31 protein-coding genes and 2 pseudogenes are annotated in these 26,104 nt (G+C 35.2%); 13 read left to right on the forward strand and 20 right to left on the reverse strand.

Annotation, left to right across the window (positions count from 1 at the left end; translation table 11 throughout):
- Nucleotides 1–94 precede the first annotated feature (94 nt).
- Nucleotides 95–901 (reverse strand): carbon-nitrogen family hydrolase, encoded by an 807-nt coding sequence (locus ACWATA_RS15610; RefSeq protein WP_473049951.1) that lies wholly within the window; start codon nt 899–901, stop codon nt 95–97.
- Between the two features lie 11 nt (nt 902–912).
- Complete coding sequence (locus ACWATA_RS15615) at nt 913–1,572, reverse strand: MBL fold metallo-hydrolase (RefSeq protein ID WP_154991472.1); 660 nt, start codon at nt 1,570–1,572, stop codon at nt 913–915.
- Nucleotides 1,573–1,674: 102 nt separating this feature from the next.
- Between ACWATA_RS15615 and ACWATA_RS15620 the strand changes: the two genes are divergently transcribed.
- The 3 genes from ACWATA_RS15620 to ACWATA_RS15630 all read left to right on the forward strand — a co-directional run bounded on the left by ACWATA_RS15620 (nt 1,675) and on the right by ACWATA_RS15630 (nt 3,855).
- Nucleotides 1,675–2,052 carry a winged helix-turn-helix transcriptional regulator gene (locus ACWATA_RS15620; RefSeq protein ID WP_047751227.1) on the forward strand — a complete coding sequence of 126 codons (378 nt, stop codon included), beginning with the start codon at nt 1,675–1,677 and terminating at the stop codon, nt 2,050–2,052.
- Between the two features lie 261 nt (nt 2,053–2,313).
- A complete protein-coding gene (locus ACWATA_RS15625; RefSeq protein ID WP_033578633.1) occupies nt 2,314–3,243 on the forward strand; it encodes a DMT family transporter in 930 nt (309 codons plus the stop codon).
- Between the two features lie 51 nt (nt 3,244–3,294).
- Nucleotides 3,295–3,855: a cysteine dioxygenase gene (locus tag ACWATA_RS15630; RefSeq protein ID WP_205663986.1), complete on the forward strand. Its 561-nt coding sequence runs from the start codon at nt 3,295–3,297 to the stop codon at nt 3,853–3,855.
- A gap of 198 nt (nt 3,856–4,053) precedes the next feature.
- Here the strand turns inward: ACWATA_RS15630 and ACWATA_RS15635 are convergent, their stop codons facing one another.
- Together ACWATA_RS15635 and ACWATA_RS15640 are read right to left on the reverse strand one after the other, a co-directional pair.
- Nucleotides 4,054–4,488, reverse strand: a complete 435-nt coding sequence (locus tag ACWATA_RS15635) for an ArsI/CadI family heavy metal resistance metalloenzyme (protein ID WP_033578632.1) — start codon at nt 4,486–4,488, stop codon at nt 4,054–4,056.
- A 50-nt stretch (nt 4,489–4,538) separates the two neighbouring features.
- The gene (locus tag ACWATA_RS15640) at nt 4,539–4,868 is read right to left on the reverse strand and encodes an ArsR/SmtB family transcription factor (RefSeq protein ID WP_033578631.1); all 330 of its coding nucleotides are present in this window, start codon (nt 4,866–4,868) and stop codon (nt 4,539–4,541) included.
- A 404-nt stretch (nt 4,869–5,272) separates the two neighbouring features.
- Between ACWATA_RS15640 and ACWATA_RS15645 the strand changes: the two genes are divergently transcribed.
- The 3 genes from ACWATA_RS15645 to arsC are packed head-to-tail and all read left to right on the forward strand — an operon-like array spanning nt 5,273 to nt 7,384.
- Nucleotides 5,273–5,620, forward strand: coding sequence for an ArsR/SmtB family transcription factor (locus ACWATA_RS15645; protein WP_014460639.1), 348 nt, complete (start codon nt 5,273–5,275; stop codon nt 5,618–5,620).
- Nucleotides 5,621–5,638: 18 nt separating this feature from the next.
- Nucleotides 5,639–6,937 carry an arsenic transporter gene (locus ACWATA_RS15650; RefSeq protein WP_165635777.1) on the forward strand — a complete coding sequence of 433 codons (1,299 nt, stop codon included), beginning with the start codon at nt 5,639–5,641 and terminating at the stop codon, nt 6,935–6,937.
- Between the two features lie 24 nt (nt 6,938–6,961).
- Entirely contained in the window at nt 6,962–7,384 is a 423-nt protein-coding gene (gene arsC / locus ACWATA_RS15655) for an arsenate reductase (thioredoxin) (protein ID WP_473049953.1), read from the forward strand.
- Between the two features lie 126 nt (nt 7,385–7,510).
- On the opposite strand, the gene ACWATA_RS15660 is transcribed toward arsC, so the two are convergent.
- Entirely contained in the window at nt 7,511–7,744 is a 234-nt protein-coding gene (locus ACWATA_RS15660; protein WP_224980019.1) for a DUF1565 domain-containing protein, read from the reverse strand.
- 175 nt (nt 7,745–7,919) lie between these two features.
- On the opposite strand from ACWATA_RS15660, the gene speG reads away from it, so the two are divergent.
- Nucleotides 7,920–8,444, forward strand: coding sequence for a spermidine N1-acetyltransferase (gene speG / locus ACWATA_RS15665; protein ID WP_028413819.1), 525 nt, complete (start codon nt 7,920–7,922; stop codon nt 8,442–8,444).
- Between the two features lie 275 nt (nt 8,445–8,719).
- Here the strand turns inward: speG and ACWATA_RS15670 are convergent.
- From ACWATA_RS15670 to ACWATA_RS15690, 5 genes and pseudogenes are all read right to left on the reverse strand, one after another.
- A pseudogene (locus tag ACWATA_RS15670) lies at nt 8,720–8,902 on the reverse strand (stress protein); the annotation flags it as partial.
- A 25-nt stretch (nt 8,903–8,927) separates the two neighbouring features.
- Nucleotides 8,928–9,689 carry a class I SAM-dependent methyltransferase gene (locus ACWATA_RS15675; protein WP_473049954.1) on the reverse strand — a complete coding sequence of 254 codons (762 nt, stop codon included), beginning with the start codon at nt 9,687–9,689 and terminating at the stop codon, nt 8,928–8,930.
- A gap of 227 nt (nt 9,690–9,916) precedes the next feature.
- Entirely contained in the window at nt 9,917–10,735 is an 819-nt protein-coding gene (locus ACWATA_RS15680) for a mechanosensitive ion channel family protein (RefSeq protein WP_099330840.1), read from the reverse strand.
- 176 nt (nt 10,736–10,911) lie between these two features.
- A complete protein-coding gene (locus tag ACWATA_RS15685; protein ID WP_473049955.1) occupies nt 10,912–11,940 on the reverse strand; it encodes a serine hydrolase domain-containing protein in 1,029 nt (342 codons plus the stop codon).
- Nucleotides 11,941–12,026: 86 nt separating this feature from the next.
- Nucleotides 12,027–12,596, reverse strand: a complete 570-nt coding sequence (locus ACWATA_RS15690; RefSeq protein ID WP_028413823.1) for a MarR family winged helix-turn-helix transcriptional regulator — start codon at nt 12,594–12,596, stop codon at nt 12,027–12,029.
- 243 nt (nt 12,597–12,839) lie between these two features.
- Here ACWATA_RS15690 and lgt point away from each other — a divergent pair, with 243 nt between their 5' ends.
- The 3 genes from lgt (at nt 12,840) to ACWATA_RS15705 (ending at nt 16,382) form a co-directional block, all read left to right on the forward strand.
- Nucleotides 12,840–13,655 carry a prolipoprotein diacylglyceryl transferase gene (lgt, locus tag ACWATA_RS15695; RefSeq protein ID WP_325077868.1) on the forward strand — a complete coding sequence of 272 codons (816 nt, stop codon included), beginning with the start codon at nt 12,840–12,842 and terminating at the stop codon, nt 13,653–13,655.
- Between the two features lie 245 nt (nt 13,656–13,900).
- Complete coding sequence (locus ACWATA_RS15700) at nt 13,901–14,947, forward strand: YeiH family protein (RefSeq protein WP_432231629.1); 1,047 nt, start codon at nt 13,901–13,903, stop codon at nt 14,945–14,947.
- A 475-nt stretch (nt 14,948–15,422) separates the two neighbouring features.
- Nucleotides 15,423–16,382, forward strand: a complete 960-nt coding sequence (locus tag ACWATA_RS15705; RefSeq protein WP_034264917.1) for an aldolase catalytic domain-containing protein — start codon at nt 15,423–15,425, stop codon at nt 16,380–16,382.
- Nucleotides 16,383–16,529: 147 nt separating this feature from the next.
- Here ACWATA_RS15705 and ACWATA_RS15710 read toward each other — a convergent pair whose 3' ends face one another.
- The 7 genes from ACWATA_RS15710 to ACWATA_RS15740 all read right to left on the reverse strand — a co-directional run bounded on the left by ACWATA_RS15710 (nt 16,530) and on the right by ACWATA_RS15740 (nt 22,024).
- A complete protein-coding gene (locus ACWATA_RS15710) occupies nt 16,530–16,865 on the reverse strand; it encodes a L,D-transpeptidase (RefSeq protein ID WP_013056432.1) in 336 nt (111 codons plus the stop codon).
- 74 nt (nt 16,866–16,939) lie between these two features.
- Nucleotides 16,940–18,202 (reverse strand): glycoside hydrolase family 18 protein, encoded by a 1,263-nt coding sequence (locus ACWATA_RS15715; RefSeq protein ID WP_473049956.1) that lies wholly within the window; start codon nt 18,200–18,202, stop codon nt 16,940–16,942.
- Between the two features lie 592 nt (nt 18,203–18,794).
- Nucleotides 18,795–19,226 (reverse strand): ATP-binding protein, encoded by a 432-nt coding sequence (locus ACWATA_RS15720; RefSeq protein WP_033578618.1) that lies wholly within the window; start codon nt 19,224–19,226, stop codon nt 18,795–18,797.
- 117 nt (nt 19,227–19,343) lie between these two features.
- Nucleotides 19,344–20,033 carry a Na-translocating system protein MpsC family protein gene (locus ACWATA_RS15725; protein ID WP_033578617.1) on the reverse strand — a complete coding sequence of 230 codons (690 nt, stop codon included), beginning with the start codon at nt 20,031–20,033 and terminating at the stop codon, nt 19,344–19,346.
- A 139-nt stretch (nt 20,034–20,172) separates the two neighbouring features.
- Entirely contained in the window at nt 20,173–20,388 is a 216-nt protein-coding gene (locus tag ACWATA_RS15730) for a hypothetical protein (protein ID WP_473049957.1), read from the reverse strand.
- 177 nt (nt 20,389–20,565) lie between these two features.
- The gene (locus tag ACWATA_RS15735; protein WP_014460656.1) at nt 20,566–21,261 is read right to left on the reverse strand and encodes a Na-translocating system protein MpsC family protein; all 696 of its coding nucleotides are present in this window, start codon (nt 21,259–21,261) and stop codon (nt 20,566–20,568) included.
- A gap of 445 nt (nt 21,262–21,706) precedes the next feature.
- On the reverse strand, nt 21,707–22,024 hold the full coding sequence (locus tag ACWATA_RS15740) for a DUF3243 domain-containing protein (RefSeq protein ID WP_014460657.1): 318 nt from the start codon (nt 22,022–22,024) through the stop codon (nt 21,707–21,709).
- A gap of 254 nt (nt 22,025–22,278) precedes the next feature.
- On the opposite strand from ACWATA_RS15740, the gene ACWATA_RS15745 reads away from it, so the two are divergent.
- The gene (locus tag ACWATA_RS15745; protein WP_028413830.1) at nt 22,279–22,683 is read left to right on the forward strand and encodes a hypothetical protein; all 405 of its coding nucleotides are present in this window, start codon (nt 22,279–22,281) and stop codon (nt 22,681–22,683) included.
- 225 nt (nt 22,684–22,908) lie between these two features.
- Here the strand turns inward: ACWATA_RS15745 and ACWATA_RS15750 are convergent.
- A pseudogene (locus ACWATA_RS15750) lies at nt 22,909–23,070 on the reverse strand (cupredoxin domain-containing protein); the annotation flags it as partial.
- A 151-nt stretch (nt 23,071–23,221) separates the two neighbouring features.
- On the opposite strand from ACWATA_RS15750, the gene ACWATA_RS15755 reads away from it, so the two are divergent.
- A complete protein-coding gene (locus ACWATA_RS15755; RefSeq protein ID WP_013056409.1) occupies nt 23,222–23,422 on the forward strand; it encodes a cold-shock protein in 201 nt (66 codons plus the stop codon).
- 880 nt (nt 23,423–24,302) lie between these two features.
- On the forward strand, nt 24,303–24,449 hold the full coding sequence (locus ACWATA_RS15760; protein ID WP_014460666.1) for a BH0509 family protein: 147 nt from the start codon (nt 24,303–24,305) through the stop codon (nt 24,447–24,449).
- 77 nt (nt 24,450–24,526) lie between these two features.
- Here the strand turns inward: ACWATA_RS15760 and ACWATA_RS15765 are convergent, their stop codons facing one another.
- Nucleotides 24,527–25,045, reverse strand: a complete 519-nt coding sequence (locus tag ACWATA_RS15765) for a hypothetical protein (RefSeq protein WP_154991477.1) — start codon at nt 25,043–25,045, stop codon at nt 24,527–24,529.
- A gap of 115 nt (nt 25,046–25,160) precedes the next feature.
- Nucleotides 25,161–26,048, reverse strand: a complete 888-nt coding sequence (locus ACWATA_RS15770) for a LysR family transcriptional regulator (RefSeq protein ID WP_154991478.1) — start codon at nt 26,046–26,048, stop codon at nt 25,161–25,163.
- Nucleotides 26,049–26,104: the final 56 nt, after the last annotated feature.

Genomic DNA, 26,104 nt, shown 5'->3' on the forward strand with positions numbered 1-26,104 from the left:
TACTAGTATTCTGAAAAAGGGTGCTTTTCAGTATGGAAAAGCAATGAGACACAGTCATGTGCTGGCCTTTACGCTATAAATAATATATAAATATCTATTCCGCATGCTTATAAACATTGGGTCTCAGGCCTTCAAATATTGGGATGTTTTTTTGTTGTTCTGTAACTTTCTGTATATGGATTTCTGCTGTTATGATTTCTTCTTTGTCTCTCCCCTCTTCTATAATGTTTCCATTTGGATCGATGACCATTGAATGTCCAGCGTATGTGTTGCCGACATGATTTTTATAATTCACATTCCCCACGCTGTTACATGCAATGACGTATACACCATTTTCTATAGCTCGTGCTTTCAATAGTGTTTTCCAATGGTCTATATTTTTAGTAGTCCATTGTGCAACGTAGAATACAATTTTTGCACCTTGAGAAGCCGGAAAACGTGTGATTTCTGGAAAACGTAAATCGTAACATATAATTTGACTAGCTTTGATACTGTTAATCTCAAATACTTCTGGAACTTTATCTCCACCCGTTAAATAATGATGTTCATCTAACATCGGCACGAGATGTATCTTATCTTTTTGATAGAGCAGTTCGCCCGTTTTTGATACTGCAAAGGCTGTATTATAAATATTTCCATTCCTTTTATTCGAAACTGAACCTGCAATGATATTCACCTGATACTTAGTTGCTAAACTTTGGATAAATGGAAAAGCCCTCTTTAAATCAATGTCTGCTTTTTCTGCTACATTTTCTAAATCATAACCCGTATTCCACATTTCAGGTATTACAACAATTTCCGTATCTATATCCAGCTTTTCTGCAAATAAGGATACAATACGGTTTTCGTTTTGCTTAACTTCTCCTTCAATAATCTCCATTTGAAATAATTGTATTTTCATGTTTTTCCCTCTCATTCATAGATAAATTTATAAATAGAATATAAATCATTGCTGTATTTGACATCTTCGCCATGTGAAGAAGAAATAATAGAGGGTTTAATTTTATCTATAATTCGCCCGCTATTAATATTTTCATCCATATCAACTGTGAACTTTCGAATCGGTGGATGTAAGGATTCGGTATTAGAAAAGAATAAGTCTCCAGTTAGCAGCACATTGTCATCTTTATGATGGTATATGACATGTCCTGGGGTATGGCCGGGTGTTAGATATACGTCTACGGGTAACGTTTTAATGATATTGTCACTTAAACCTTCAACTTGATGTTCTACGCCTGTTGTTTCTTTTTCTGCCTTGTTTGGATACGGTTTTTCGCCATTGATAAAAGGCGTTTCAATTTCGTGTGCGTAAATAGGAATATTTAAATGATCTTTTAAATACTTGGCACCATTAATGTGATCCAAATGGCCATGTGTCAGCAAGATACTTTTGGGAATACCTAAAGATTTTGCTGCATTCAACTGCGCATATGCATAGTCTTCCATTCCGGTATCGATGAGATAAACATCCTCACCATCCACTATGTACCATGTATTGATCTTAACTCGGATACCAACGACGGTTTCATAAGTGAGTCTATAAATATGTTCAGAGATTTGAACAAATTCCAATTCATACACCTTCTTCTGATTTATTTGATATCATAAGTGTAATCAGAAAAAATAGGAGTAACAAGAAGGCACAAATTTGTTACTCCCCATTGAGGTGAGGAAATGTCAGAGTTTAAAAGTGATCAATACGGCCCTTGTACGTTAACTGTAAAGCAAGCCTGTCCAATTGAATTAGCGATGCATATTATGGGCGGTAAATGGAAAGGCATTATTTTGTCTTTGTTATCAAAGTCACCTATGTATTATAATGCAATGCGCCGTGAAATACCGGGTATTACTCAGCGCATCCTTACACTCCAGCTTCGCGATATGGAAAAAGACGGATTAATAGAAAGAGAAGAAACAAATGATAACCCTAAAAGAGTTTTATATTATTTAACAGAGCTTGGAGAAAGTTTTATCCCAATACTTAAATCTTTAGAGAAATGGGGCAATGCTTATATAAGCAAGCAGGAAGAAGGAATAAAAGAGTCTCAATAATTAAGGAGAGTTGGCATTTTTATTTTTGGTAACAGACTCTTTAGAATTTAGCCTATACATGGCTATAAACTCCCAAATTTAGTTTTCTATACATAACATCTATAGCTATTTTAATGAAGATTAAGAAATAGTGATAACGATACAAATACTAAAGTTTCTACTATTTTTTTTAGAATGGCATGATTTTTTTCATTTTCCTTTCGAAAAGGCATATGTTAGTTAATAAAAGATACCTTTATTGTTGAAAGGAAAATTGATCCTATGATTGCGTCAAAGGTTAAATTTGCTGCCTCGTTCTATGCAATAATGTCTATTAGTTTTTGGGGAATTTCCTTTGTCTCTACCAAAGCTGTTTTAGATAAACTAGATCCATACACACTCCTTGTTCTTCGTTTTGGAATTGGGGCACTTTTTTTATTGGTATTATTAGTGCTAAAGAGATATCCATTAAACATTCCGCTTAAGTATATTCCTCATTTGATTGTGTTAGGTATCCTTGGAGTATTCATTCATCAAGTTATTCAGGCAACAGCACTTCTCACAATAAATGCTTCTGCAGCAGGGTGGATTATTTCGTTTTCTCCTGTATTTACGGTCATTCTCTCCGTATTTTTTTTGCATGAAAAGATGACGTTATTAAAAGCATCAGGGATTATTGTAGCTATTATTGGCGTTCTACTGGTGACCACTTCTAGCAATCAGCATTCACTTCAGCTTCCGGTTAATATCGGTTACCTGTTAATGATTTTAAGTACATTAAACTGGGCAATCTATTCTGTCCTATTAAAAAAGCTGGATATCCAACTTCCCTCTCTTGTTGTTACGTTTTATATGTGTTTAATAGGATTTACTCTAACAACTCCTTTTCTCGTAAGAAATAAAGGATGGGAGATCATGCCTTTTTTAACGAGCGTGGAGTGGGCTCATTTATTATTTCTCGGTGTATTCGTTTCAGGTGTTGCCTATTGGTACTGGGCAAAGGCATTAGAGGTTTTAGAGGCGTCCCAGGTATCTGTGTTCCTTTATTTAGAACCAGTAGCGACATTGATAACAGCTGTTTTACTGTTACGGGAAAAGATTATTCCCGTCAGTATATTAGGAGGAGTCATAATTATAGTGGGAGTAATTGTAGCCAATGGAAGACTACTAACTTTTTTAAGGTACTTGCCGTGGAGAAACAAAAAATTGTAGCTATGCAGAAAACCCAAAAATTTGTGCTGCTCATAAGGAGGTAATGCGTGTATGAGCTTAATTGAACAGGTAAAGCATATTTTAGATAACTTGGACTCCCCTACCAAATTGGAACTGAGAGAGGCTCTTTTGGCTTTAGATATAAACTTTAATGATTTAAAACCACTATTGCAGTCGGCAAAAGACAAGCCATACTATAGAAAGCTTCTCTACCAAAATGACGAAGTAGAATTACTTGTTATGAATTGGTCAGAAATAGAGTGTGCTCCTCACGATCACGGTCATTCGCATGGATGGATTCAAGTAGTAAATGGTACAACTATAAATACGGTTTACGAAGTTAAAGAAAACCAAATGCCAGAAGAGCTGTTTTCTCAGCATCAGGGAAAAGGAAAGCTTTTTTTTGCACCCAAGAAAGGTGTGCACAAGATGAAGAGTGCGGAAGGCAGGGGTCTGGTCACTCTTCATCTCTACTCTCCCCCAATCAAGGAGATGATGGTTTATGATTTCAAAACATGCGCTGCTTGCATTGTATCCGATGATTGTGGAGCGTGGTGGCCAGATCATCTTCGTCAAAAGGTAAGAGAGATTCAATTAAAGAAGCAAGAATGATGTTTGTTGACCCTTGGAATGTTTCTCATACAGAAACAAAATAACTGCTTAGTCGAGTTAAAGGACGTGCATCACGAAATTTTCTTGTTTACAGTTAGCTGTCTTAGCAAGAAAACTCCGCTAAACATAATCGATTTTATGCTAAATAAAAAAGACAGAAAGAGTCTACTTCTTCCTGTCTTTTTTGTCATTTAAGCATCAGCAACATGAGTTGCTTGCAGGTGACTTTTCATTCACTCCAACGCTATCCTCAGTCTTATGAACCTCACTATCAGATTTCGTATAAAAAAACTCCCACTCGTTCCCGTCAGGATCTGTTACCCAAAACTTATCTTGCACAGCATAGCAGCAGGTCGTATCTATTTCTTCACGAGCAAAGAACCCCTCTTTTTCTAGTCGTGATTTATGAGAATGAATCTCCTCAGGAGTTTCTACTTGGAAGCCGAAATGATTCACTTGATTACCTTTTACATCGTCACGTACGTTCAAGGTGAAATTTAATCCGGGTTCATCTAACAAGAATTTAGCATAATCTATTTTCGTTTTCACAGGTTGAACGCCAAATACCTTTTGATAAAACTTAATGGACGCCTCTAGATTCGTTACATTAATTCCTACATGAACATATTTCATTTACACTTCCTCCTTCGCATGCTAAATAATATTATTTGGAATGTAGTAAATTAAGAGCATGGGCCGCTTTTACTTGTATCTTTTCTAAACAAGCAGCATAGTTCTTCTGATAAGAGGTGGTTCACCTCTTTATCATTTAAATCATAATAACTCCATGTCCCTTTTGTTTCTTTTGTGATGAGGTTTGCTTCTAATAAAATCTTTAAGTGGTAGGAAAGTTTAGATTGAGACATCCCAAAGAATTCAGTTAAATCACATACGCATGTCTGTCCTCGCTGGCAGAGCTCATACATAATTTCTAATCTCTTTTGATCAGCAAGAGCTTTAAATTTTTGTTCGTACTGTTTAAATGGGTGCTTTCCTTCCTTGACTGTTTCCATTGTCATTCTCCTTCATCAATTTTTTTTGATTTAAAGTTCGAAGCTCTCGGCAGCTTTTTTAAAGTTACTGTATGTAGTTTCCCCTCTTAACGTAGGATCTTGATGAAAAAAACGCTGAAAGATTAGACTTTGTGCTTCCTTATAGTTCATCCCTTGAGTGTTCATAACTAAATGAAAATAGGCTCGAAAGTACGTAACCGATAAGTTTCCAGAGTTGTTGACTCTCACTGCTTTTCCCCTCACTTTTATAAATCAATTTTTTTTGATGTATTCATCATATCTGGAAAATTTAGATAAATCAAGACATTAATCAAATTTTTTTGTTTAATAGTAGTGTATATTTTTGTTGAATGTATAATAAAATACTTATATAATTATATTTGGAAATAAGGAGGTGAGTTGGATTGGATGTAAAAGTACAAATAGAAATGGAGAAAGCAGCACAGATACTGAAGCTGCTTGGCGATAAGACAAGATTATCTATGATGAAACTGCTCCAAAATAACGAGTGCTGTGTTTGTGAGCTAGTTGAAATTTATAAAGCAAGTCAACCGGCTATTAGCCAACACTTGCGTAAATTAAGAGATATCGAACTTGTAAAGGAAAGACGACAAGGACATTGGATTTTCTATTCATTAAATAAAGAAAACGGCTATTATCAGTTTGTCCTTAATATACTTGAATCTTTACCAAGCGAAGATGGACGATTAAAAGAACTAGAAAAGCAAGGATTACGCATTAGTTGTTGCTAATAGTAGGAGGTTTGTAAAGTGGTATCAGTTATAGTAGCCTCCCTCATCTTCTTAGTGACATTGATTTTTGTCATTTGGCAGCCAAAGAACTTGTCTATTGGTTGGTCAGCGTGTGGAGGCGCAGTAATAGCTCTTTTAGCAGGTGTGGTTGATTTCCATGACGTGCTGGATGTAACTCAAATTGTATGGAACGCAACGTTAACGTTTATTGCAGTTATTATTATTTCTTTAATTTTAGATGAAATTGGATTTTTTGAGTGGGCAGCGTTACATATGGCACGAGCTGCAGGAGGTAATGGCGTTCGCATGTTTGTATATGTATCCCTCCTAGGAGCTGTAGTAGCCGCATTATTCGCTAATGATGGGGCAGCCTTAATTTTAACACCTATCGTACTTGCTATGGTGCGGGCACTCAAATTTGAAGATAAAATGGTCTTTCCTTTTATTATCGCCAGTGGATTCATTGCGGATACAACATCGTTACCTCTTGTAGTAAGTAACTTGGTCAACATTGTATCAGCTGATTTCTTTGGTATTCGTTTTTCTGAATTTGCCTCACGCATGATTGTGCCAGATTTATTTTCACTTTTGGCAAGTATTACTGTCTTGTATTTGTATTTTCGTAAAAGCATCCCGAAGAAATACAATCTAGATGATTTACAGAAACCGGTTGAGGCCATTAAAGACATGAAAATGTTCCGTTTATCAGGAATCGTTTTATTTATTTTAGTTCTTGGTTACTTCATTGGTGAGTTCTTCAATGTTCCAGTTTCTATTATCGCAGGTATTATTGCCATTTTATTCTTAGGAATAGCAAGAAAAAGCCCAGCTGTTCACACAAAAAAAGTGTTAGCAGGAGCTCCATGGGCAATTGTTTTCTTTTCCATTGGTATGTATGTTGTTGTGTATGGATTACGCAATGTGGGGCTAACTGAAGTACTAGCAAGCCTTATTCAAACAACCGCTGATCAAGGATTATTTGCAGCAACCATTGGTATGGGATTTATTGCAGCCATTCTCTCATCGATTATGAACAACATGCCAACCGTGATGATTGATGCTTTGGCCATTGATGCAACTTCTGCAACAGGTACGATTAAAGAAGCTCTGATTTATGCAAATGTCATTGGTTCGGATCTAGGACCAAAGATTACACCTATTGGCTCTCTAGCGACGCTCTTATGGCTTCATGTTCTCTCGACAAAAGGAGTTAAGATTTCTTGGGGAACTTATTTTAAAACAGGTATTATCTTAACCATCCCAACATTGTTTATTACACTTGTTGGTTTATATATTTGGTTATCAATTATTTCTTAACACATCATAAAGGAGATTTTACACATGTCTAAAAAAACACTTTATTTCTTATGTACAGGTAACTCTTGCCGTAGCCAAATGGCTGAAGGATGGGCAAAAAAATATCTAAATAACAATGAATGGGATGTACGCAGTGCAGGATTAGAAGCTCATGGATTAAATCCTAACGCTGTAAAAGCAATGAAAGAAGCTGGTGTTGATATTTCAAACCAAACATCTGATATTATTGATTCTGAAATTTTAAATAATGCGGATTTAGTGGTTACATTATGTGGCCATGCAGCTGATCATTGCCCCGTAACACCTCCTCATGTGAAGCGTGAACACTGGGGATTTGATGATCCTGCAAAAGCAGAAGGAACAGATGAAGAGAAATGGGCGTTCTTTCAACGTGTCCGTGATGAAATTGGTGAGCGTATTCAGCGTTTTGCCGAAACAGGTAAATAATTAATCAAGAAGCAGTCTATTTGTGTAGACTGCTTTATTTTTTCTCCACTAATAAGGGGGCTTTTCACTTTTATAGTTCATGAAAATAATAGGCTCTTGTTTAGTACCTGAACGGCTAATAATTAATTATTCGTAATAAATACCACCTCTGATGTAAACCGTAGTTCCGGGTTGAGCTGCTTCACTTGCCTTCCTTAATGTTCTAAAAGGTTTGCTTTTAGTACCTAAGTTTTTGTCGTCCCCTGTAGGAGAAACGTAGATCTCATGATGTATAGGTTCTACTGAAGGCTGATTAGCTGCCTCAACCCTTTGGTTTATACAACACAGTAAAATAAGAAAAATACCAACTGCTTTTTTCATAAGATACTCCTTAAAGTTAATGAGTTTCACTTACAAGATGTTTAAATTATACTATGGCTCTTTTAATAAGTATGTAAAACATCGCACTATGTCTTGTTATTTTTTTAAACTACAGCAACTTTTACATTTAAAACGGAAAGTGCTAAAGTAGTGCTAGAATATGGAGGTTTGAGAAATGAATAAGGAACTTAAGTTACGTCCTTTGGAAAGAGAAGATTTAAAATTTGTCCATGAACTCAATAATGATGCAAATATTATGTCTTATTGGTTTGAAGAGCCTTATGAAGCTTTTGTAGAGCTACAGGACTTATATGATAAACATATTCACGATCAAGGTGAGCGTCGGTTCATACTAGAAAAGGACGGGGATATGCTTGGATTAGTGGAATTGGTCGAAATTGATTATATTCATCGTAGAGCAGAGTTTCAAATTATCATTGACCCTACATATCAAGGTCATGGTTACGCCATGGTTGCCACAAATCTAGCAATGAATTATGCCTTTTCGGTATTGAATATGCATAAACTTTACTTAATTGTAGACAAGGAAAACGAAAAAGCAATTCATATCTATAAGAAGGTCGGTTTTTCTATTGAAGGTGAGTTAAAAGATGAATTTTTTGTCGATGGAAGCTATCATAACGCTATAAGAATGTGTATGTTTCAAAAAGAATATTTACAAACCAAAAGTAAAAACTAAGGTTGAATTAGTATAAGTTTCCTGCTCACTAAAAGAGAAGAAAGAATGAGATCAGGCTTCTGTTAATGCAAAGAGAAAAACTCCTGTTCAGACGCAACAGGAGTTTTTCTCTTTTTAAGCTAAGCTGTAGATGATATACAAATTTCTATTCTGCATGCTTATAAACATCCGGTCTCAGGCTTTCAAATATTGAGAAGAGCCTTTACCATGACGGTAAAGGCTCTATACGATCTTCCCTGATGGGAATCATGTATTATCTTCATCTCTATTTTTAATTAAGGTCTATGAAAATTGACTGTTTTTTCGTCATCTCCTGTGCGTTCAAACCAGCCTCTAAAGGCCCAGTTATCATAACCTCCGTCACCTTCATTAATAAATGTTCCTTCTTCAAATATCCAGACTCCATACGTAATACCATCATAATCTACGGTATCGCCTAATTGGAAAAAGTTGAGGTAGCTCATTCAATATGATAGTCAACTATTATTTAATAGATTTAGTCGCAATATAACAAGGCATATATTCAGTGATTTCTCCCTTGTGGTGATGATCTTCATAAAGATCTTGTAAGGTGAATCCAGCTTTTAGCTGTCCGCCAATTTGAGTTTCTAATGAATGGCTAAACTGTACACCGCCATTTTTTATAAGTTCTTCATCATTTTCTACGGTGTTTTTAGTTCCATCATAAGGTAATTTATTAACCACTTGTAATGCATTCTCATCTTCTCCAAATAAATAAAGAGCAGGATTTGCAAAGCCAGATAGCAGAACGCCACCTTTTTTTAGAACTCTAAAACATTCTTGCCAAACGTGTTCAACATCTTGAATATAGCAGTTTGATACAGGGTTAAAAATCATATCGAACGTCTCATCTTCAAATGGAAATGTCTTACTCATATCCCCTTTAATTAAGTCAATAGAATAGCCTTCTCTAGTGGACACCATTTTTTCTAATTCTAATTGCTTATCAGAGTAGTCAAAAACCGTAACTTCCGCATGTTGCGCTGCAAAGACTGGGCACTGCTGTCCTCCTCCGCTAGCAAGTCCCAATATTTTTGCTTTTTTAAATGGAATAAACCAGTTATGCGGAACAGGCTTACAAGGTGTCAAGTAGATATCAAAATTACCTTGAGTTGCATCTGCAAAATCTTGATGATTAATAGCTAATGACCATTCTCCTCCAGCTGAAGCCCATTCATCCCACATTTCGGAGTTGATTTTTGTATAATTAGATTTTTGCGCCATAGTTAATCCCCCTTTACCTTTTTACGTTCCATGTTTAATTTTACCATGTCACTAGAAGAATAGTTTAGATGTACTAATTAATTTGTTCTTTTTCAGATAATTAATCTGTACTGGAGAAGTACTTAATAGATATTTTTAAAAATAAAAAACACCCTTTTGAAAAATCAAAAGGGTGTTTGTATCTTAAATATAAAAGCTTGTATATAAACAAGGTACGAGTTTTATTTTTAATGGCTTGTCTCGAAGCTTTCAGCCATCATAAGGTCATTTTTGTAGGCAGCCATTGCGAGTTCATATCGCACCTTTTGGCTCGCTTCTACAAAATCAGCTTCCTTCACAAGGCCTGATAATGAATATTGGTGACCTTTAAAACCTACGTTCAGTTCAGTAATTTGATTGAATTGAAAGCTCTCTATAGGAATTCCATCCACATCTTTCAACAAATATTGACCATATTTGTTGTTACATATTTGTGCTACTTGCTCCATTACTTTGAAGGCATCGTCCGGGTTTTGCCTATAGTTGAGAATAAGACTTTCATTTACCCGGCGTCTTCCTCGGGTTCCGTTCTGAAGTTCCGTGATATTGCTATATGAGACGGTATAGAGGTAGCCGTCATATTGACGAATCTTTAAGTAGCGCATCGTAATTTCTTCTATTTTCCCTTGACGGTTTCCGTTGAGAATAACATAATCTCCGTGGTGGATCTGGCGTTCAAACAAGTAAGTCAGTCCCATTATATAATCACGGATGATATGCTGGAGGATTATTGCCAGGGCACTGGCTAACACTACCGAACTAGTGAGAATCTTTCCGAAGTCAAAGAAATGGCTAAGCACATAAATAAAGAAAAAAGCCAGCCCCAATACTCTTGTGACCTGATTAGAAAAGTGCATGAGCGTCTCTTCTCTTTTTTCATCTAAAAAGCTCGTTTTATCAAAGAAAAGCTTAATGAATTTGCGAATAAAATAAACGATAAGTACAATCAGCAGCCCTACCGTTAAAACCTTTACGGGAAACTGCTGGAAAAATTCAGTGAAAACCAACTTACCCACTCCTTATTTCTAACACTATACCAAAAAAATGTACGGAAAGACAAAAATCTTCTGTTCCTTACAAACCTTAATGATAATAGCACGGTTTCCTCAAAAAAAGAAGCATATTCTATGCTTCTTGAAGGTCGGTCATATTCGGCGACAGTCTTTCAAATTGTCTTCCATCCTTATATATCTTTTGAATGTTGGAGGCTTTCTAATAAAGACATTCCTATATGTTCATCCTTATTTCTACTTAGTCTATAATTAGCTAAAACGACGGAAGCAACTTTCTTTTCTTTATCAATCCCTAAAAATGAGCTGAAGCATCCTGTTCCACCGCCGTGCAATATCACATTATTGTTTTTCTTTAAAAGCAACCATCCAAGACCCATATCAAACTTCTTTGTTCCATTGGCGTATTTTTCATGACAAAAAGACAGATATGGTTTATATTCATCCATATTTATTTTTGCGTATTTAAGTAAATCATCAGCGGTTGAGGATACTGCGCCCGCAGGTGATATAAAATTCCCCTTGTCCCACTGCCAGTTGCCACAATCATTATTTTTGCGGTCATAGCCATGTAGATTATCGTTTGAAGCGCCTAAACAAGTATCCTTTAGTCCAAGCTCATTAAGAAGAAAGTCATTCATAGTATCCCAATACCCCTTGCCCGATATCATTCCCAACACGTATCCAATAAGGGATATACCGAAATTGGAATACTTCCATGAATAATCTACTTCTTTTAATTTACTTTTTTCGATCAGCATCTTCATTTTGTTAAAATCCATATGTAACGGATTATTTTTATTCAAATCACTTCCGCCAAAAATCAAATTAAAAATTATTTTAAAATATTCCCGTTTATTTAAAGGTAAGCTTCCCGAATATCCAGAAGAGTGAGTAGCGAGGCGGAGCAATGTAGGATAATACGTGTCTTCCTTAAGTTCTTTTATGTACTTTCGTATAGAATCGTTTAGTGTCAACTTGTTTTCAGATATGTATTTTGATAGCAGCGATATAGTGAAAGTCTTAGTAATAGAACCAATTTCATAATGATATTTTTTGGATGAGTCAATTTCACCGCTTTCATTATAAATTTTGATAACATATTGGTTGTCCGTTAAATAGCCAACGGTTAATTTCAAATTCTTTTTTCCTCTACAGGTCTTGTTAATTAATCGTACTGTTTCATCACTGATTTCAAACATAATGAGTGCTCTCCCTTATCCTTTATTTCGAAAATCATTAAAAGGATTGATATGCTTCAAAGTAAAGTAGCCTATCAAATTTATTTTTATAAGTTCTTTTTTATATTATCAATTGCTTGAACTCTTCGACTTTCAAGCTCCCTTATCACTCTCAACTGTAATTCATTGTGATCTTCATCCATTTTGATGTTGCCTTCTTCTTCAAATCCATCATGTTCTTCCCCGTCAAAGCTATAAAGTTTCTTTAAAAGCTTCCACATTATTTCCAACTCTTCGGTTGAAAACTTTTTAAAAAGGTCTTCCAAAAAGAAAATTCCTTTTTCTGAAACAACAAGCAGCGCTTCTTTTCCCTCTTTGGTGATTTTTACGTTAACTGCACGTTTATCTTTACTGCTAGGAACCACGTCAACATACCCCTTCTTTTCCATAATGGTAATTAACTGCTTGACGCTTTGTTTTGTGGTTCCTAATTTTCTAGCAATATTATTTAACGTTGTTTCATCTTCAGGTAAATGAGCAATTGCCACCATCGCCATATGCTGTCTTGATGTTAAGAGCTCAAGAGACTGATCTCCTTTCACCTGGACTTTATTTGCCAGAGAAAATAAGGTAGCGTAAGTTTGCTGCATTAAAAAAAGATCTTTATAAATATCCATATTAACCCTCCATTTTAGACAATATATTGTCTAAAATAATAGTATATTTTGGTAATTAAGTCAATGTACTGTTTATTTTAATTTTGACTATTCTGTTACACTAAAGCAGGCAAAGAAATAGTGGCCTTTCGTAAGCAAAAGTTGTCCTTTCTATATCTAATTAGATATACTAAAAAGGCACTCTAATTTAATATCACTCTAAAAAAATGTAAGAAAACCGATACGAAGTAAAGGAGAAAAAACATGAACCAACACACACAACCTTTAAACCCTATCGCCTTCCACCTTGGTCCACTTGAGGTCCATTGGTATGGAATTATTATAGGGATAGGAGCTTTTTTAGGCTTTTTGTTAGCCTCGAAAGAAGGAAAGAAACGAGGTATCTCTTCAGAAACCATCTCTGATTTACTTCTGCTAGCACTACCCATTGCTATCGTTACTGCTCGAATTTACTACGTACTTTTTGAATGGAGTTACTATAAAGACCACCCAGGCGAAATTATAGCAATTTGGCATGGAGGCATAGCTATTCACGGTGGAATTATTGGATCTGTATTAACAGCTATATGGTTTTGCAGAAAAAAGAATCTTTCTTTTTGGAAAATGGCTGATGTTTTAGCTCCTAGCTTATTATTAGGCCAAGCTATTGGCCGGTGGGGAAACTTTATGAATCAAGAAGCACATGGCGGACCTGTTACACGTCAGTTTTTAGAAACTTTACATTTACCTGATTTTATTATTAATCAAATGTATATCAATGGAACTTATTATCATCCTACATTCCTTTATGAATCCCTTTGGAACATAATAGGTGTTCTTGTCTTGATCGTACTAAGAAAATCTTTGTTAAAAAGAGGCGAAGTCTTTCTTACTTACCTACTATGGTATTCGATAGGACGATTTTTTATAGAGGGATTGCGTACAGATAGCTTAATGCTAACTTCTCATATCAGAATAGCTCAGCTCGTTTCTTTCCTTTGCGTGCTAGGCAGTTTGATCCTGCTATGGTATAGACGTAAAAAAGGCTTAGCAACTAGTAAGGCTGTATCTCTCTCATAAGCACATATATTTTTGTATGAATGATTTTTTAAAGAATTAAAGGATAAAAACATACAAAAGGAGCAAATTGATTTTCAGTAACTCTGAAGATCAACTTGCTCTTTTTTTGTTTTGTTTATTAATATTTTTAATCTTAATAATGATTTATCTATATTTTACTAATAATAAAATGTCTTTTATAGTTAAATCATACACTTCTTGTGTGAAGCCGCGCTTGATAAGAATTCATATTGGAGATGAAATGTATGATAAATATAAATAAAGCTCAAAAGCGGACTCTATTCTCACGAACAAATGCCCGGACGTCATCTAATGTTTCTTTATGGGCCGGAGGAATTGCTTTTACTTTTCTTTTTGCTTTACTTGCTTATGGATTAGCGAAAGTCCCGGGATTTAATCATATCGGTCCACTAGCCTGTTCAATTATAATGGCAGTCATTTATCGTCAAATTTGGGGATACCCTGAAAAAATAAGATCTGGAATTGAATTTTCTTCTAAAAAGCTGTTACGTTATGCGATTGTTTTATATGGACTAAAGCTTAATCTTGATGTTGTTATTCATCAAGGGCTAGGACTGCTACTTCGCGATGTGGGAACGGCTGTATTTGCGATTGTTTTAACAATTCTTCTAGCCAAATGGATGAAGGCTGATCGTGGTTTATCTCTTCTTTTAGGAATAGGAACAGGAATATGCGGTGCGGCAGCTATTGCAGCTGTTTCTCCGATTGTGAAAGCAAAAGAAGAAGATACAGCTATTGGAGCTGGTGTTATCGCTTTAGTGGGAACTCTATTTGCCATTGGATATACCATTTTAAGACCTTATATACATTTAACGAATATTCAATATGGAATTTGGTCAGGCGTTGGTCTCCATGAAATTGCCCATGTAGCTCTAGCTGCAGCACCGGCTGGACGCGACGCCCTAGCTATTGGCCTGTTGGCTAAGTTAGGCAGAGTTCTTTTACTTGTGCCATTAAGCTTTATCTTAATGTACTGGATGAAGCGAACAGGAAAAATTGAAAAGGATACGAAGATTGAATTCCCATGGTTTTTAATAGGCTTTATCATCATGAGTATGTTTGGGAGTTATGTTGTTGGTAAGCACCTTATAATATCTAAATCGATCATGAATGATATTTCAACTCTAACTACCTTTCTTTTAACAATGGCTATGGTCGGCTTAGGGTTAAATGTAAGTATGAAGGCTCTTCGAACAAAAGCATTAAAGCCGTTGATTGCGATGTTTATTACCTCTATACTCTTATCATTTCTTACGTTTTGGACGATGTAAAGACCAGTAAATTAAAATGATTAAGTAACAGCTAATACTTCGTATACAATTGTTAATGTGAAAAAAGTCTTTTATTTCTCAGGTTTTAAATATCTTTCCAAATTTATGGATTAATTATAGAGAAATCTAAACCTATATTAGATACTGATGACAGTACCTCTCCTTAATAAACGGTTTCAATTAAAAAACACCCTTTATTGCATTAAGTAGTGATGTAATAAAGGGTGTGTTTGTATATACTAGGGGTTGTAGTGCTGAACTTGGTGTTGTTTTAAGAGCATCAAGCGGATAAAAATCCGAAGCATCTCCTACCATGAAATACAGTAAAGCAGAGAAACATTTAGAAAATACATTGACGCCTCTGAATCAGTCATGGTATAAACACAATAGGAGAGTTTAGCACTTAAAAGCATAAAAGCGATAAAGTTTAAAACAGTATTTATATAAATAGAATACATAGGAGGAAACAACTACCATGGAACATAATAGCAAAATTATAGACTGTACCATTCGTGACGGAGGTTTAATTAATAATTGGGATTTTAGCGTTGAATTTGTGCAAGACTTATATAACGGCCTAAGCGCAGCCGGCGTTGAATACATGGAGATCGGTTATAAAAATTCACCTAAGCTTCTTCAAGCAACTGAGCCCAACCCATGGAGATTTCTTGACGATAACTTTCTCAAAGAAATTATTCCTGAGAAAAAGTTCACGAAGCTATCTGCCTTAGTAGATATTGGGCGTGTAGATCCAAATGACATCTTGCCGCGTGAACAAAGTATGTTAGATATGATTCGAGTGGCATGCTATATTCGCGAAGTAGATAAAGGCTTAGAGCTTATAAAAATGTTCCACGATTTAGGCTATGAGACTTCACTTAACATTATGGCACTATCTAGCGTACCGGAAAATCAGCTTATTGAAGCATTTGAAATGGTAAAGAAAAGCCCCGTAGATGTTGTGTATATTGTTGACTCCTTTGGAAGCCTAGACCCTGCCGATATCGAGCATCAAGTGAAAAAGTTCCAAGCCATGATTCCTAGCAAGCAGCTTGGGATCCATACGCATAACAACATGCAGCTAGCTTTTGCTAATACATTAACTGCGATGCGTAATGGCGTTACATTCCTTGATTCATCTGTTTATGGTATGGGCCGTGCAGCTGGTAACTGTAACACAGAGCTGCTTGTTAGCTACATACCAAAACCAAGCTATGAGATGAAGCCGATTCTTGGCGTAATTGAAAAGCATATGCTTGAAATGCGTCAAAAGTGGGAATGGGGCTATATCATTCCTTACATGATTTCTGGTGTGCTGAATGAACATCCACGTGTTGCTATGGCTTACCGTGATAGCGAGGATCGTGACAAATTCGTAGATTTTTATGACAAAGTAACGTCTCCAGAAGTTACTACGTCTCCAGCATCAAAATAAGTTAAAATACTAAAAGTACCTCTGTTAACCGGGGTACTTTTTTGTTTTCGTACAAAAAGCCCATGATTGTATAGCATATCCTTAAACTTTGATACCCTCGATCTCGACAATTAACTAAATGTAAACAGTCGTGCTCTTCTTAAACTATTATTTATGTATATAAACCGGCGTTCCAATAGGAACTGCAGAGGAAAGTTCTAGAATATCTTCATTATCCATTCTGACACATCCATGTGACATATCTCTGCCAATAGAAGCTGGATCATTGGTCCCGTGTATTCCATATGTAGGCTTTGACAGTCCCATCCATAAGGGGCCAAATACAGCTGGAGGAGTAGTATCTTTATTAATGATTTTAAATTTTCCAGTTGGAGTTGGAGTAATCATTTTCCCTACAGCAATAGGATATGTCTTTACTAATTTAGCTCCATCATATAGTTTTAATTGATGCTGCTTTATTGAGACATCTATCCTTTTTGCCATAGAAGAACCCCCCACCCTCTTATAATTTACTATACATGAAATTTTCTGGATTGATCCATAATGACTACTGCTATTTATACCGTTCTAATAGTGAAAAATTTCTTTAAAAGCCAAGGCCCTGGCGTAAATCCAAGTGTTAATTGCCAAGCTCCTATTGCTTGCAAGCCGAATTGACGAACTAACACCATTTTTTCACTCATGCTTCTTACATCTTCAAACCATACTTCATGCATCTGCCCCGCTTGATCTTTATATCGAAAAAATGGGGATTTGTACTCCTTTGAATATTGGATGGGCGACTGATATCTCATCGCTGTTTTAATCGCATTTTGATTGGATATAGCGGGTGCTACCGTGCCGGGCTTGTAAGGAATTGACCAATTGTATCCATACAAAGGAACGCCAATGATGAGTTTTATTCGCGGAACACTTTTTATCGCAAATTCTACTGTTCTTTTTACTTCAGTAATAGGTGCAACAGGTCCTGGTTCGCTGCCTGCATGATGCCAATCATATGCCATAATGAACATATAGTTAACAACTGCACCTATTCCCCCGTAATCATACCCTTTTAACCAAGGAATATCTTCGCTTGTCTTGGCTGGAACCGCTATGGTCAACACGTACCCTGCAGGTTTTAAACGTTCACCCAACTGACGTAAAAATCCTGTAAAAAGATCTCTATCCTCGGCCTTTACACGTTCAAAATCAATATTCACCCCTCCGTATCCTTTTCTAGATACTAAATAAAAAATATTATTAACAAGATTGTTTCTTGCCTGAGGATTATTTAAAACTTGGTGGGCAAGATCAGAACTAAATCCTTCAGAAGTTAGATTAGTAATCGTAACTAACGGTGTAACTCGGTTTTTCCAAGTCGTTTCAATCGCTACTAAATCGTTTAAATTATTTATAATATCTCCATTGCTGCCAAAATGATATTCAAAAATAGAAATGGACGAGGAATAAGTTGCAAAATCAGTAATTAAATTGCGATCTAATTCTGGATTTCGAACAGCATAGTATTGCAGTGTACCTGCAATGTAGTTGGATATATTAGGGATTTTTATTTTCATTCCCACCTGCAAATAATTATAATGAACTGAAGAATTAACCCTTTTTAATTCTTCTAAGGATACATAAGCTTTTTTAGCAATGCTGCTCATTGTATCACCAGGTTGAACTGTGTATACATAAGAAGCTATAAGTAAGGCCTGACCTGGAACAATATTCGTTTCTTCTAACCCATTTACACTTCTAAGCTGTGCAATGGGATAATCATATCTGCTGCTTATTGAAGACAACGTATCACCAGGTTGAACTATATAAACAAACATGTTTTCTCCTCCTATTTACTCTTTATCGAATTATGTTTTATTTCGTGATAAGTTTAAAGAAGCCATTCAATAAATGTATATGAGGATTGTTTGTTTATATAACTGAGTTAAGTAAGGGGTAACTTCTTTACACACTCCCCCTCTATGGCGCCCCTAATACGGGTAGAAATGTTCCAGAAATGATCTCAAAATCTATGTATCATAAATGTATGTTTTTGGTGTACTTGAAACAGGCTGTTTTTTTGTCAGATAGGATTATATTAAGAAATAAAAAGAGCAAGCTCTCTATCATGAGAGCTTGCTCCTTCCATTTAAAGATTAAATGGAATTGTTCATAATTCCCCACACCTTTTTCTCATGTTTCTAAGCCTCTTGTGATTACTGCAGAGAAAAATTTTTGTCCTACGGCTAAGAGTTAATAGAGGAGAAGCACATGCTGAAGGCACCAACTCAAGCATGTGAAATATCTTAACCGTATCCTAGAGCAGGATCATCAGGGGATGATATTTTTAGAAGCTATCTCCTATTTAATAAAGGAGTTTTTTGTAAAGAGGAAGTCAGTTCTTTCTTAACCTTTTACCTTGTGTTTCTTTTATTTATTTCTTTTTTTCCATTTTATAACCTCGATGTTAACGCCATGATCTTCTTGAGATGATATGGTGAATTCGTCCATTAATTTTTTTACCCCTGATAAACCAACGCCTAATCCCCCTGACGTTGTATAGCCACTTTCTAGCGCTTGTTGAATATTTTTAATGCCTGGTCCTTTATCTATAGCTATTATTTTGAGTCCTATTTCAAGTTGATTCTCTATTATTTCCATTATAATTTTTCCCGTCGTGGCATATTTATATATATTTCTGGACAATTCTGAAATAGTCGTAATAATTCGGGCTTGATCAAGTGTGCTGAAGCCTAAGCAGTTAGAGAACATCCGTCCTTTCTGACGCGCTTCTACTATATCCACTTCCGTGTGTATCTCAACAGTTAAAGGTTCCTTTCCTTCATCCGATTGAAATAGCATCATTATCACCACTTTCTTTATTTTAATAGGAGGGGAAAAACAATAGGCCAAAAAGAAAGGTTAGATAACCTTTCTTTTTGGCCTACATCTAGTTCAGTGCCTAGCTTATCAGTGCCGTTATGAAGTTGGGTTTAAAATCAGAAGAATTGTACTTTTATCTTTATGAAAATCCCATGCGACTAGTATATCTGTTACCTTTGAATCTAAAATTACTTCTAATGATTGGCTATGCTCATGAAGTAGCCTTTTTTCGAGATTTCTTTTAGCCAATGTAAGGTTTTCTTCAAACCCTAATTGAACTAATTCTTTCTCTACATTTACCATAATACCTTCCCTGATTATAAGGAGTGTTCTCTGATCTAATAAATAAGAAGAAACATCTTGAGGAAGTTTTTCTGCTTTTTGAGTCACTTCCTCAACTTCTTTATGCAGCAATTTCTGATTTTTATAGGAATGGTTGACTATGTTATTTTTATCAGAATGGATCATGATAAACATGCCAGACTGCAGCTCTAAATTCCAATCATAATAAAATTCTTCAATATCTAAATGTATATTTAATTGGATATATCCTTTTATCTCTTCAATTAAAGTCTCCATCAACAAATCACGTGTTTTTTGAACATAGATAACTTGTCCCTTGTCTAGCAAAGCCTTTTCTAAAGGTAATAAAAAGGCTTTAAAATAAACGGTTATAAAAGGAGGAGAAATGACGGTGAATACACCTCCAGGACCTCTTCCAAAATTTTCACGAAGTAACCTTCCCATATAACTACTTAATTCTTTTTCCAGTTTCGTTTTATCCATAGATGGTGCACCTAGTTTCTAGTTTCATAAGGTATACTATTCGTGATGTTTTATGAAAACTCCTTCTTCATCATAAGATCATTTTAGGTAATAAGAATTCACTTTCTATAAAATGTAAACTAGTCATACTAGTACATTTTTAATAGATTGGTTTCTGTTTACCTTTGTATTTTCTATGTTTAAAGATTCTTCTTTTATTTGAAATTCTAATTTTACTTCCGTAGATAATGGTACTTAAAAGTATTATATCCTTGCTAATTTCTTCTTTGTAAAATTCATTGTCATACTTTTGGTAATCCTGCAACAATCGACGAAGCTCTTTTATAAACAATACAATCTCATGATTATCAGCCATACCGACCAAATCCTTTCTGTTGGCACATCCTATTTTCAGATGCTATTTTAGGGGATTATTCCGTTACAAAAGGACTTACTCTTTTGAAACAACAAAAATAAGCCGAAAAAGAAAAGGTATGAGCTTTTCTTCCTCGGCTTATGTTTGGCACAATGTGTCCAATTCATTACTGCCTCATTAATTTTTTGGTTTTAAGATAAGAGTAATAATGCTATTATCCTTTTCAAAATCCCAATCCACAAAAATATCAAGAATGTCTGCATTTAATATCTCATCATAGTCATCGTTTTGTCGTAAGATTCCTTTTTCCAAAGGGCGTTTAGAGATGCGTAAGGTGTCATCAAAACCCAACGAAATTAGCTGCTTTTCAATAGCCACCAGTATTCCTTCTCTTACGATGACCAATGTACGATCACTTAATTTATACGAAGAGATTTTCTCAGGCCCTTTTTGTGCAATTTCACTCATCTTTATAATCCGATCATGAATTGCTTGTTTTCCTGGGTAAGGGTCACCCTCAGTCAAATCGGCTTTCAAATCGTCCAGACAAACTCCCACAAAAATTCCGGAGTGATGATCTAAATTCCAATCATAATATAAGTGCTGGATGTCAAGGTCTGTAATCCCTTTAATTTGACCAGTGATTTGAGGTTCAAGAGTCTTTACCAAAAGCTCTCTTGTAGTCATAACCTGAAGTTCTTCATTCTGGTTTAACAGTACTTGTTCCATCGGCGATACAAAGCCACTGACATAAATAACAACATAAGGTTCATAAATCGTAACATGAACAGCCTCGGGGCCTTTTCCAAAGTTATCTCGTAACAATTTGCCCAAGTTATTCGCCAATTTTGTTTGCTGAGCCTTAATATCCATATTTCTTCATCCTTTATTAAGAAAGAAGCATCATATCTTCTTTCCATCATTTTATTGTACCATTACGAACGAATAATTTAAATATGCAGAATAAATAAAAAATAATTTGTTACTTCATGTTTAACCGAATTATAAACGTTCAAAACCTCTTCTTTCTATTGCTTGGTACGTATTTTGAATGTCACCGAAAAATACGTACCCGTTGGATTCGTACTGATGTTTTCAATGAAGTGAGTTATAGCATGTAGTCAAATTATTGTTGGGGAAATATAGCTTTATCTTTTAATTGATGCATCGGAGGGACATATTAAAAAATAAACAGAGGTGCAGCATGAAAGAGAAAAAAGAGCCACTTATTTTACGCAAGTGGCTCTTTGCTATGTGGATTGAATTCACTTGAACCTCTAATAAATAGTGGCAAAACGCAATCTATAATCGATTTAGATTATTCTTTGACTAATTTAACAAGCATATGAGCAAGATGATGTTGTTCTTCCTCGTTTCCAACTTTCCATAACTCATGTAACAAGTATTGCTCTTCATTTTGTGGCTCCTCATGGGTTGCGAGATAGTCAGCTATTTTTTTAGCTGCTAGAGCTAGTTGATTATCATTTAACCCTAGTTTCTCACCTTTTGTGACTTTATCTCCTAAGTAACTTTTAAATTCGTTAAAACTGGAAAGGATGTTGTCTTTCTTCTCTTGACTCATTTCATTTAGTTTATCCTCTACTTTATTCTCAACGGTTTCAGTATTATTGTTCATTTTTCATTCTCCTTCCAATTAGGTATCAATGTTCTTATATGGTAAATCCCCCATTTACAGGTATATAAACATTTCGCAGCCTATTCATATGTTAAGTAGAATAATAGTAAACCTTGAATAAAACTCGAGTATTTGTAATAAAGTTTAGTGAAACACCTTTTTGATAACAGGATGTATTTCTTAGGATGTTAACAACCTAGGTTAGTTCCACAAAACTTAACGGGTTATTTAGATGAGGAACGGAGTGAATACAAATGAGTTTAGCTACTTATATAGGTTCGAACGTAGAATTACCTATTAATAAGGAATTAGATGATTTAGTTACTATTGGGAATTGCTTTTCAGATGAAAGAAATCGATTGAACATAAAGAAACACCAATTTACTACCCTTTATGTTTATGAAGTTGCAAGTGACTGGGGAATTGAGATTACGGAATATATGAATAAGAGCAGGCGCAAAGAATCAAAAGAGAAACTAATTGCACTATGCAAATTGATGGACCGCTATCTTAAGTCAGGAGACTTTTTTGAATTGTATAGTTGTTGGGTAGGAGAAGAAGCTGAAGAACCAGAGAGGAAATTAACGTTGAACATCCATTACTTTGACATCGACGACATTGACATGCCAGAAAAAACATTAGTTAGAATTGAAAAATGAGTTTGCCCTATTATTATGGTGAAATTACCCTTATATAGTATACATAAAAACAGAAAAACTCCCCTAATGCCTTAAGGGAGTTTTTCTGTTTAGTTAAATATTAAGGGTGTAATTGCTTGTTACTTACATATCATTTAATATTTTTTGTAGATATTTATTATAACCTATCAAATGATTTCGGGAAAGCAAAAAATGAAAGCGATTACTTTTAATTAACCCTGCTTGTTATTTGGCTATCACTTTCACTACCATTCCACTATTGAAATAATACCTACATACCAGTTCATATGTACCGGGATTTTAAGGTTTCACGGTAATGGTTTTTTCTTTTCCAGGCTGAACTTTAGCGTCAATTCCGAGTTTTTCTACTTTGAAGGTATGCTCTTTCTAACCTTTATAGTGAAGTGAGTATGGATAAATAAAGTTAGAAAGATCACATTAATTTAAGTTTAAGATGTCTCTATTGGGATAATATAATAAATAAGCTAGATTTAATGATAATCTGGTTTATTTTCTACATTCTAGGAGGCAACAAAAAATGGAACACGGTAAAGTGAAATGGTTTAATGCTGACAAAGGTTTTGGATTTATCGAGCGTGAAGGTGGAGAAGATGTATTTGTTCACTTCTCAGCTATTCAAGGTGAAGGCTTTAAATCCTTGGATGAAGGTCAAGAAGTGACTTTTGATATCGAACAGGGGCAACGCGGACCACAAGCGACAAACGTAAATAAAGCATAAAAACCATACTAAAAAGCAGACTCTATTTTCAGAGTCTGTTTTTATTTAAAAAGATTTTTATATCAAAACTTATTTATCAATAATTATAAGTTCATGTTTTTTACATAATGATTTTTTAAGATTGTTACTGATTCATTCGATACTCTTATAGTTACTATTTCTCCATTACTAAATATTTTCTCAATCATAGCCTTTATCCTTTTTTGCACCTGTGTAAATTACATACAAAATAATAAGCGTATTAAGAAACCTGCTGTTTTTGTGTATATAAAATTTTTCATAAAATTGATATCTTGGGCATAATACAGGATAGACACTTGGTAGAGGGGCGATTATTTGAGGCTGAAGGATGGAAACTTTTATACAGATAGTAGAACCAATAAGGTATATAGATTAAATGAAGATGACAAGGGAAGCTGGTACCTGAGTACACGTGATGATGAAGATCATCATCAAATGTCAAAAACCTCGGGGCGTAACATGATGAAATTGATAAAGAGTTTTTATACCAAAGTGAACGACAGTTGAAAATTTACCGCTCTGCAAAACAGCATAAAAAAATAAAGCTAGCTTAACACAGCTAGCTTTATTTTTAGTTTATAGAGCTAATTATCATAATGTTTTTTTAGGAATTAAGCAACGATACGAACAAAAAAATTTTAGCCCGGCCCTTGGCAACGACCTATTATTTAATTTCGATTGCAGAAGCCTTGTTGTCCCCGACGCCATAATACCATTTCTATATTGTTTTTTGAAAAATCATCTATAATTGATATTGTTTTAATCTCATATTGAGATATATAATAAAAGTAAGAAAAAAAGAAAACGCTTTCTAAATTTAAATACATTGTTACTTTTCAAACTATAAGGAGGATTTAAAATGAGCCAAGTGGAAAGAAATTCTAAAGTACAGAAATTAGTTGAGTATAAAAAATTCAATGAAGAAGAAGTTTTAAAAATGACAGATCCGCAGGTTGAATATTATCACTGGCTCTATTTTGATGATTCCGCTTATGATTATATGTAAACTATAAAGTAAGAAAAAAGCACAAAAACGTTTGGTTCCAACGGGTTTGTGCTTTTTTCTTTTCTTTAATTATAGGATTACTCGTTTTCAATACCATTTCCTGTGACAACAAAGTGAGGGCTGTCTTCCTTTCGGTTGAAAAGTCTCCAGAACTCACTATACTCATCGTCTTCTGACGTATCCGGAAATCCCTCCACTAAATAACCTTGAGATAAAAAGATCTTTAGCCCTCCTACTTCATCCGAGTCAACTCTTTCAACAATCGTGTGTTCGTTTATACCTTCTATAAAAGATTCAATTCGTTCATCGAATCGATTATTTCCTTGGACATCCCATTCAAAGTACTCATTTTCATCATCCAATCCTGTTCTTGGAGAATAGAAATCCCGTGAGGCTACTACAATTTTATTACCTTTGACAATACGCCATGAACATTGAATATGTAAAGCGTATTCAGCTACCTCTTCCGTTTTCCCCCTTCTGGTTACTAAAATCTTTTCTCCAAATCCTAGCCAAAACAAATTTGAGGCTCTCCCCGCGCATCTTACATTTAAGCCCACTAATTTGTCTAATTTTGATATAGTTGCTTTTCTCATGCTTTTCTCCTTTTATTTGCAGCTAAAGCTCACTTTTACTGCTCAAATTAACACTTGGCATATTCATACTAAACATAAGCTACATTAAAAAGCTCTTTATGAAAACACAGTCTGTTTATTTCTGCTTTTTTCCTTCTCTTACTTCGCTGATTGTCTTTATAAATTCACGCTCAGTTACTCCTAGATAGGAGTCGGAACGACGAACATATACAATCCTAAGGTTTCTGTAAGGTTCAGGTATTGAAAAGAGTTGTACTAACCCTTCCCTCTCATATCTCTCCGCTAATGACCGGGCTATAAGTGTCACACCAAGACCAGAAACTACTGTCCCCATAATCGTTTCGAGTGTAGCAAATTCCATAATTTTCGGGGATACGATCTGTTCTTCTTTTAACCATTGCTGTAGTCTTTCTCTATATTGGCAGCCTTCATTAAATAAAATGAATGGTAGGTGCAGTAACTCTCTGGCAGACTGAATCTGCTTCTTCCCTTTTTCATTTGCACTGCATACAAGTACAATTTCTTCATCAAAAGCCGGAATTTGATCAAGCGTTGACACATTTACTGGTTCTGCTACAAATGCCCCGTCTAGCTGGAACTTAAGAACTTTCTCTATTAATTGTGTACTTACTCCTGATACTAGAGAAATATCCACATTTTTGTGCTTATTATGATAGGAAGAAATGATTTCAGGAAGCCCTACTACCGTTTCAACTAATCCAATACATAATGATCCAACAAGGTTACGCTCATCTTGAAATGCTTTCTGTATTTCATCCATTAGCCTCATCATTTGTTCTCCGTACGTTAAAAGTTTTCGACCTTCTACATTTAATGTCATTCCGCGTCTGTGACGATGAAACAATGGGTGTCCAATTTTTCGTTCAAGAGATCGAATACGTGCTGTTACATTTGGTTGGACATAACCTAGCTTATCAGCAGCAAGGCTTACACTGCCGTATTCTGCCACAGCCATAAATATACGTATATCTTCTACTTCCATAAACATCCTCCTTTCCACTTACATTCATTTAGGTATTAACAATAGTGATATCTACA

The sequence above is a fragment of the Priestia sp. USM5 genome (assembly GCF_058323215.1).

Excerpts from the sequence above, each read along its gene's own strand:
- ACWATA_RS15690 (WP_028413823.1), bottom strand. The coding sequence starts at position 12,596 with ATGGATATTTATAAAGATCTTTTTTTAATGCAGCAAACTTACGCTACC.
- ACWATA_RS15700 (WP_432231629.1), top strand. The coding sequence starts at position 13,901 with ATGATAAATATAAATAAAGCTCAAAAGCGGACTCTATTCTCACGAACA.
- lgt (WP_325077868.1), top strand. The coding sequence starts at position 12,840 with ATGAACCAACACACACAACCTTTAAACCCTATCGCCTTCCACCTTGGT.
- ACWATA_RS15730 (WP_473049957.1), bottom strand. The coding sequence starts at position 20,388 with ATGGCTGATAATCATGAGATTGTATTGTTTATAAAAGAGCTTCGTCGA.
- speG (WP_028413819.1), top strand. The coding sequence starts at position 7,920 with ATGAATAAGGAACTTAAGTTACGTCCTTTGGAAAGAGAAGATTTAAAA.
- ACWATA_RS15715 (WP_473049956.1), bottom strand. The coding sequence starts at position 18,202 with ATGTTTGTTTATATAGTTCAACCTGGTGATACGTTGTCTTCAATAAGC.
- ACWATA_RS15740 (WP_014460657.1), bottom strand. The coding sequence starts at position 22,024 with ATGAACAATAATACTGAAACCGTTGAGAATAAAGTAGAGGATAAACTA.
- ACWATA_RS15635 (WP_033578632.1), bottom strand. The coding sequence starts at position 4,488 with ATGAAATATGTTCATGTAGGAATTAATGTAACGAATCTAGAGGCGTCC.
- arsC (WP_473049953.1), top strand. The coding sequence starts at position 6,962 with ATGTCTAAAAAAACACTTTATTTCTTATGTACAGGTAACTCTTGCCGT.
- ACWATA_RS15755 (WP_013056409.1), top strand. The coding sequence starts at position 23,222 with ATGGAACACGGTAAAGTGAAATGGTTTAATGCTGACAAAGGTTTTGGA.
- ACWATA_RS15640 (WP_033578631.1), bottom strand. The coding sequence starts at position 4,868 with ATGGAAACAGTCAAGGAAGGAAAGCACCCATTTAAACAGTACGAACAA.
- ACWATA_RS15760 (WP_014460666.1), top strand. The coding sequence starts at position 24,303 with ATGAGCCAAGTGGAAAGAAATTCTAAAGTACAGAAATTAGTTGAGTAT.
- ACWATA_RS15630 (WP_205663986.1), top strand. The coding sequence starts at position 3,295 with ATGAGCTTAATTGAACAGGTAAAGCATATTTTAGATAACTTGGACTCC.
- ACWATA_RS15725 (WP_033578617.1), bottom strand. The coding sequence starts at position 20,033 with ATGGATAAAACGAAACTGGAAAAAGAATTAAGTAGTTATATGGGAAGG.
- ACWATA_RS15735 (WP_014460656.1), bottom strand. The coding sequence starts at position 21,261 with ATGGATATTAAGGCTCAGCAAACAAAATTGGCGAATAACTTGGGCAAA.
- ACWATA_RS15620 (WP_047751227.1), top strand. The coding sequence starts at position 1,675 with ATGTCAGAGTTTAAAAGTGATCAATACGGCCCTTGTACGTTAACTGTA.
- ACWATA_RS15705 (WP_034264917.1), top strand. The coding sequence starts at position 15,423 with ATGGAACATAATAGCAAAATTATAGACTGTACCATTCGTGACGGAGGT.
- ACWATA_RS15710 (WP_013056432.1), bottom strand. The coding sequence starts at position 16,865 with ATGGCAAAAAGGATAGATGTCTCAATAAAGCAGCATCAATTAAAACTA.
- ACWATA_RS15685 (WP_473049955.1), bottom strand. The coding sequence starts at position 11,940 with ATGTTTGAAATCAGTGATGAAACAGTACGATTAATTAACAAGACCTGT.
- ACWATA_RS15675 (WP_473049954.1), bottom strand. The coding sequence starts at position 9,689 with ATGGCGCAAAAATCTAATTATACAAAAATCAACTCCGAAATGTGGGAT.
- ACWATA_RS15765 (WP_154991477.1), bottom strand. The coding sequence starts at position 25,045 with ATGAGAAAAGCAACTATATCAAAATTAGACAAATTAGTGGGCTTAAAT.
- ACWATA_RS15745 (WP_028413830.1), top strand. The coding sequence starts at position 22,279 with ATGAGTTTAGCTACTTATATAGGTTCGAACGTAGAATTACCTATTAAT.
- ACWATA_RS15660 (WP_224980019.1), bottom strand. The coding sequence starts at position 7,744 with ATGAAAAAAGCAGTTGGTATTTTTCTTATTTTACTGTGTTGTATAAAC.
- ACWATA_RS15610 (WP_473049951.1), bottom strand. The coding sequence starts at position 901 with ATGAAAATACAATTATTTCAAATGGAGATTATTGAAGGAGAAGTTAAG.
- ACWATA_RS15625 (WP_033578633.1), top strand. The coding sequence starts at position 2,314 with ATGATTGCGTCAAAGGTTAAATTTGCTGCCTCGTTCTATGCAATAATG.
- ACWATA_RS15720 (WP_033578618.1), bottom strand. The coding sequence starts at position 19,226 with ATGCTATTTCAATCGGATGAAGGAAAGGAACCTTTAACTGTTGAGATA.
- ACWATA_RS15770 (WP_154991478.1), bottom strand. The coding sequence starts at position 26,048 with ATGGAAGTAGAAGATATACGTATATTTATGGCTGTGGCAGAATACGGC.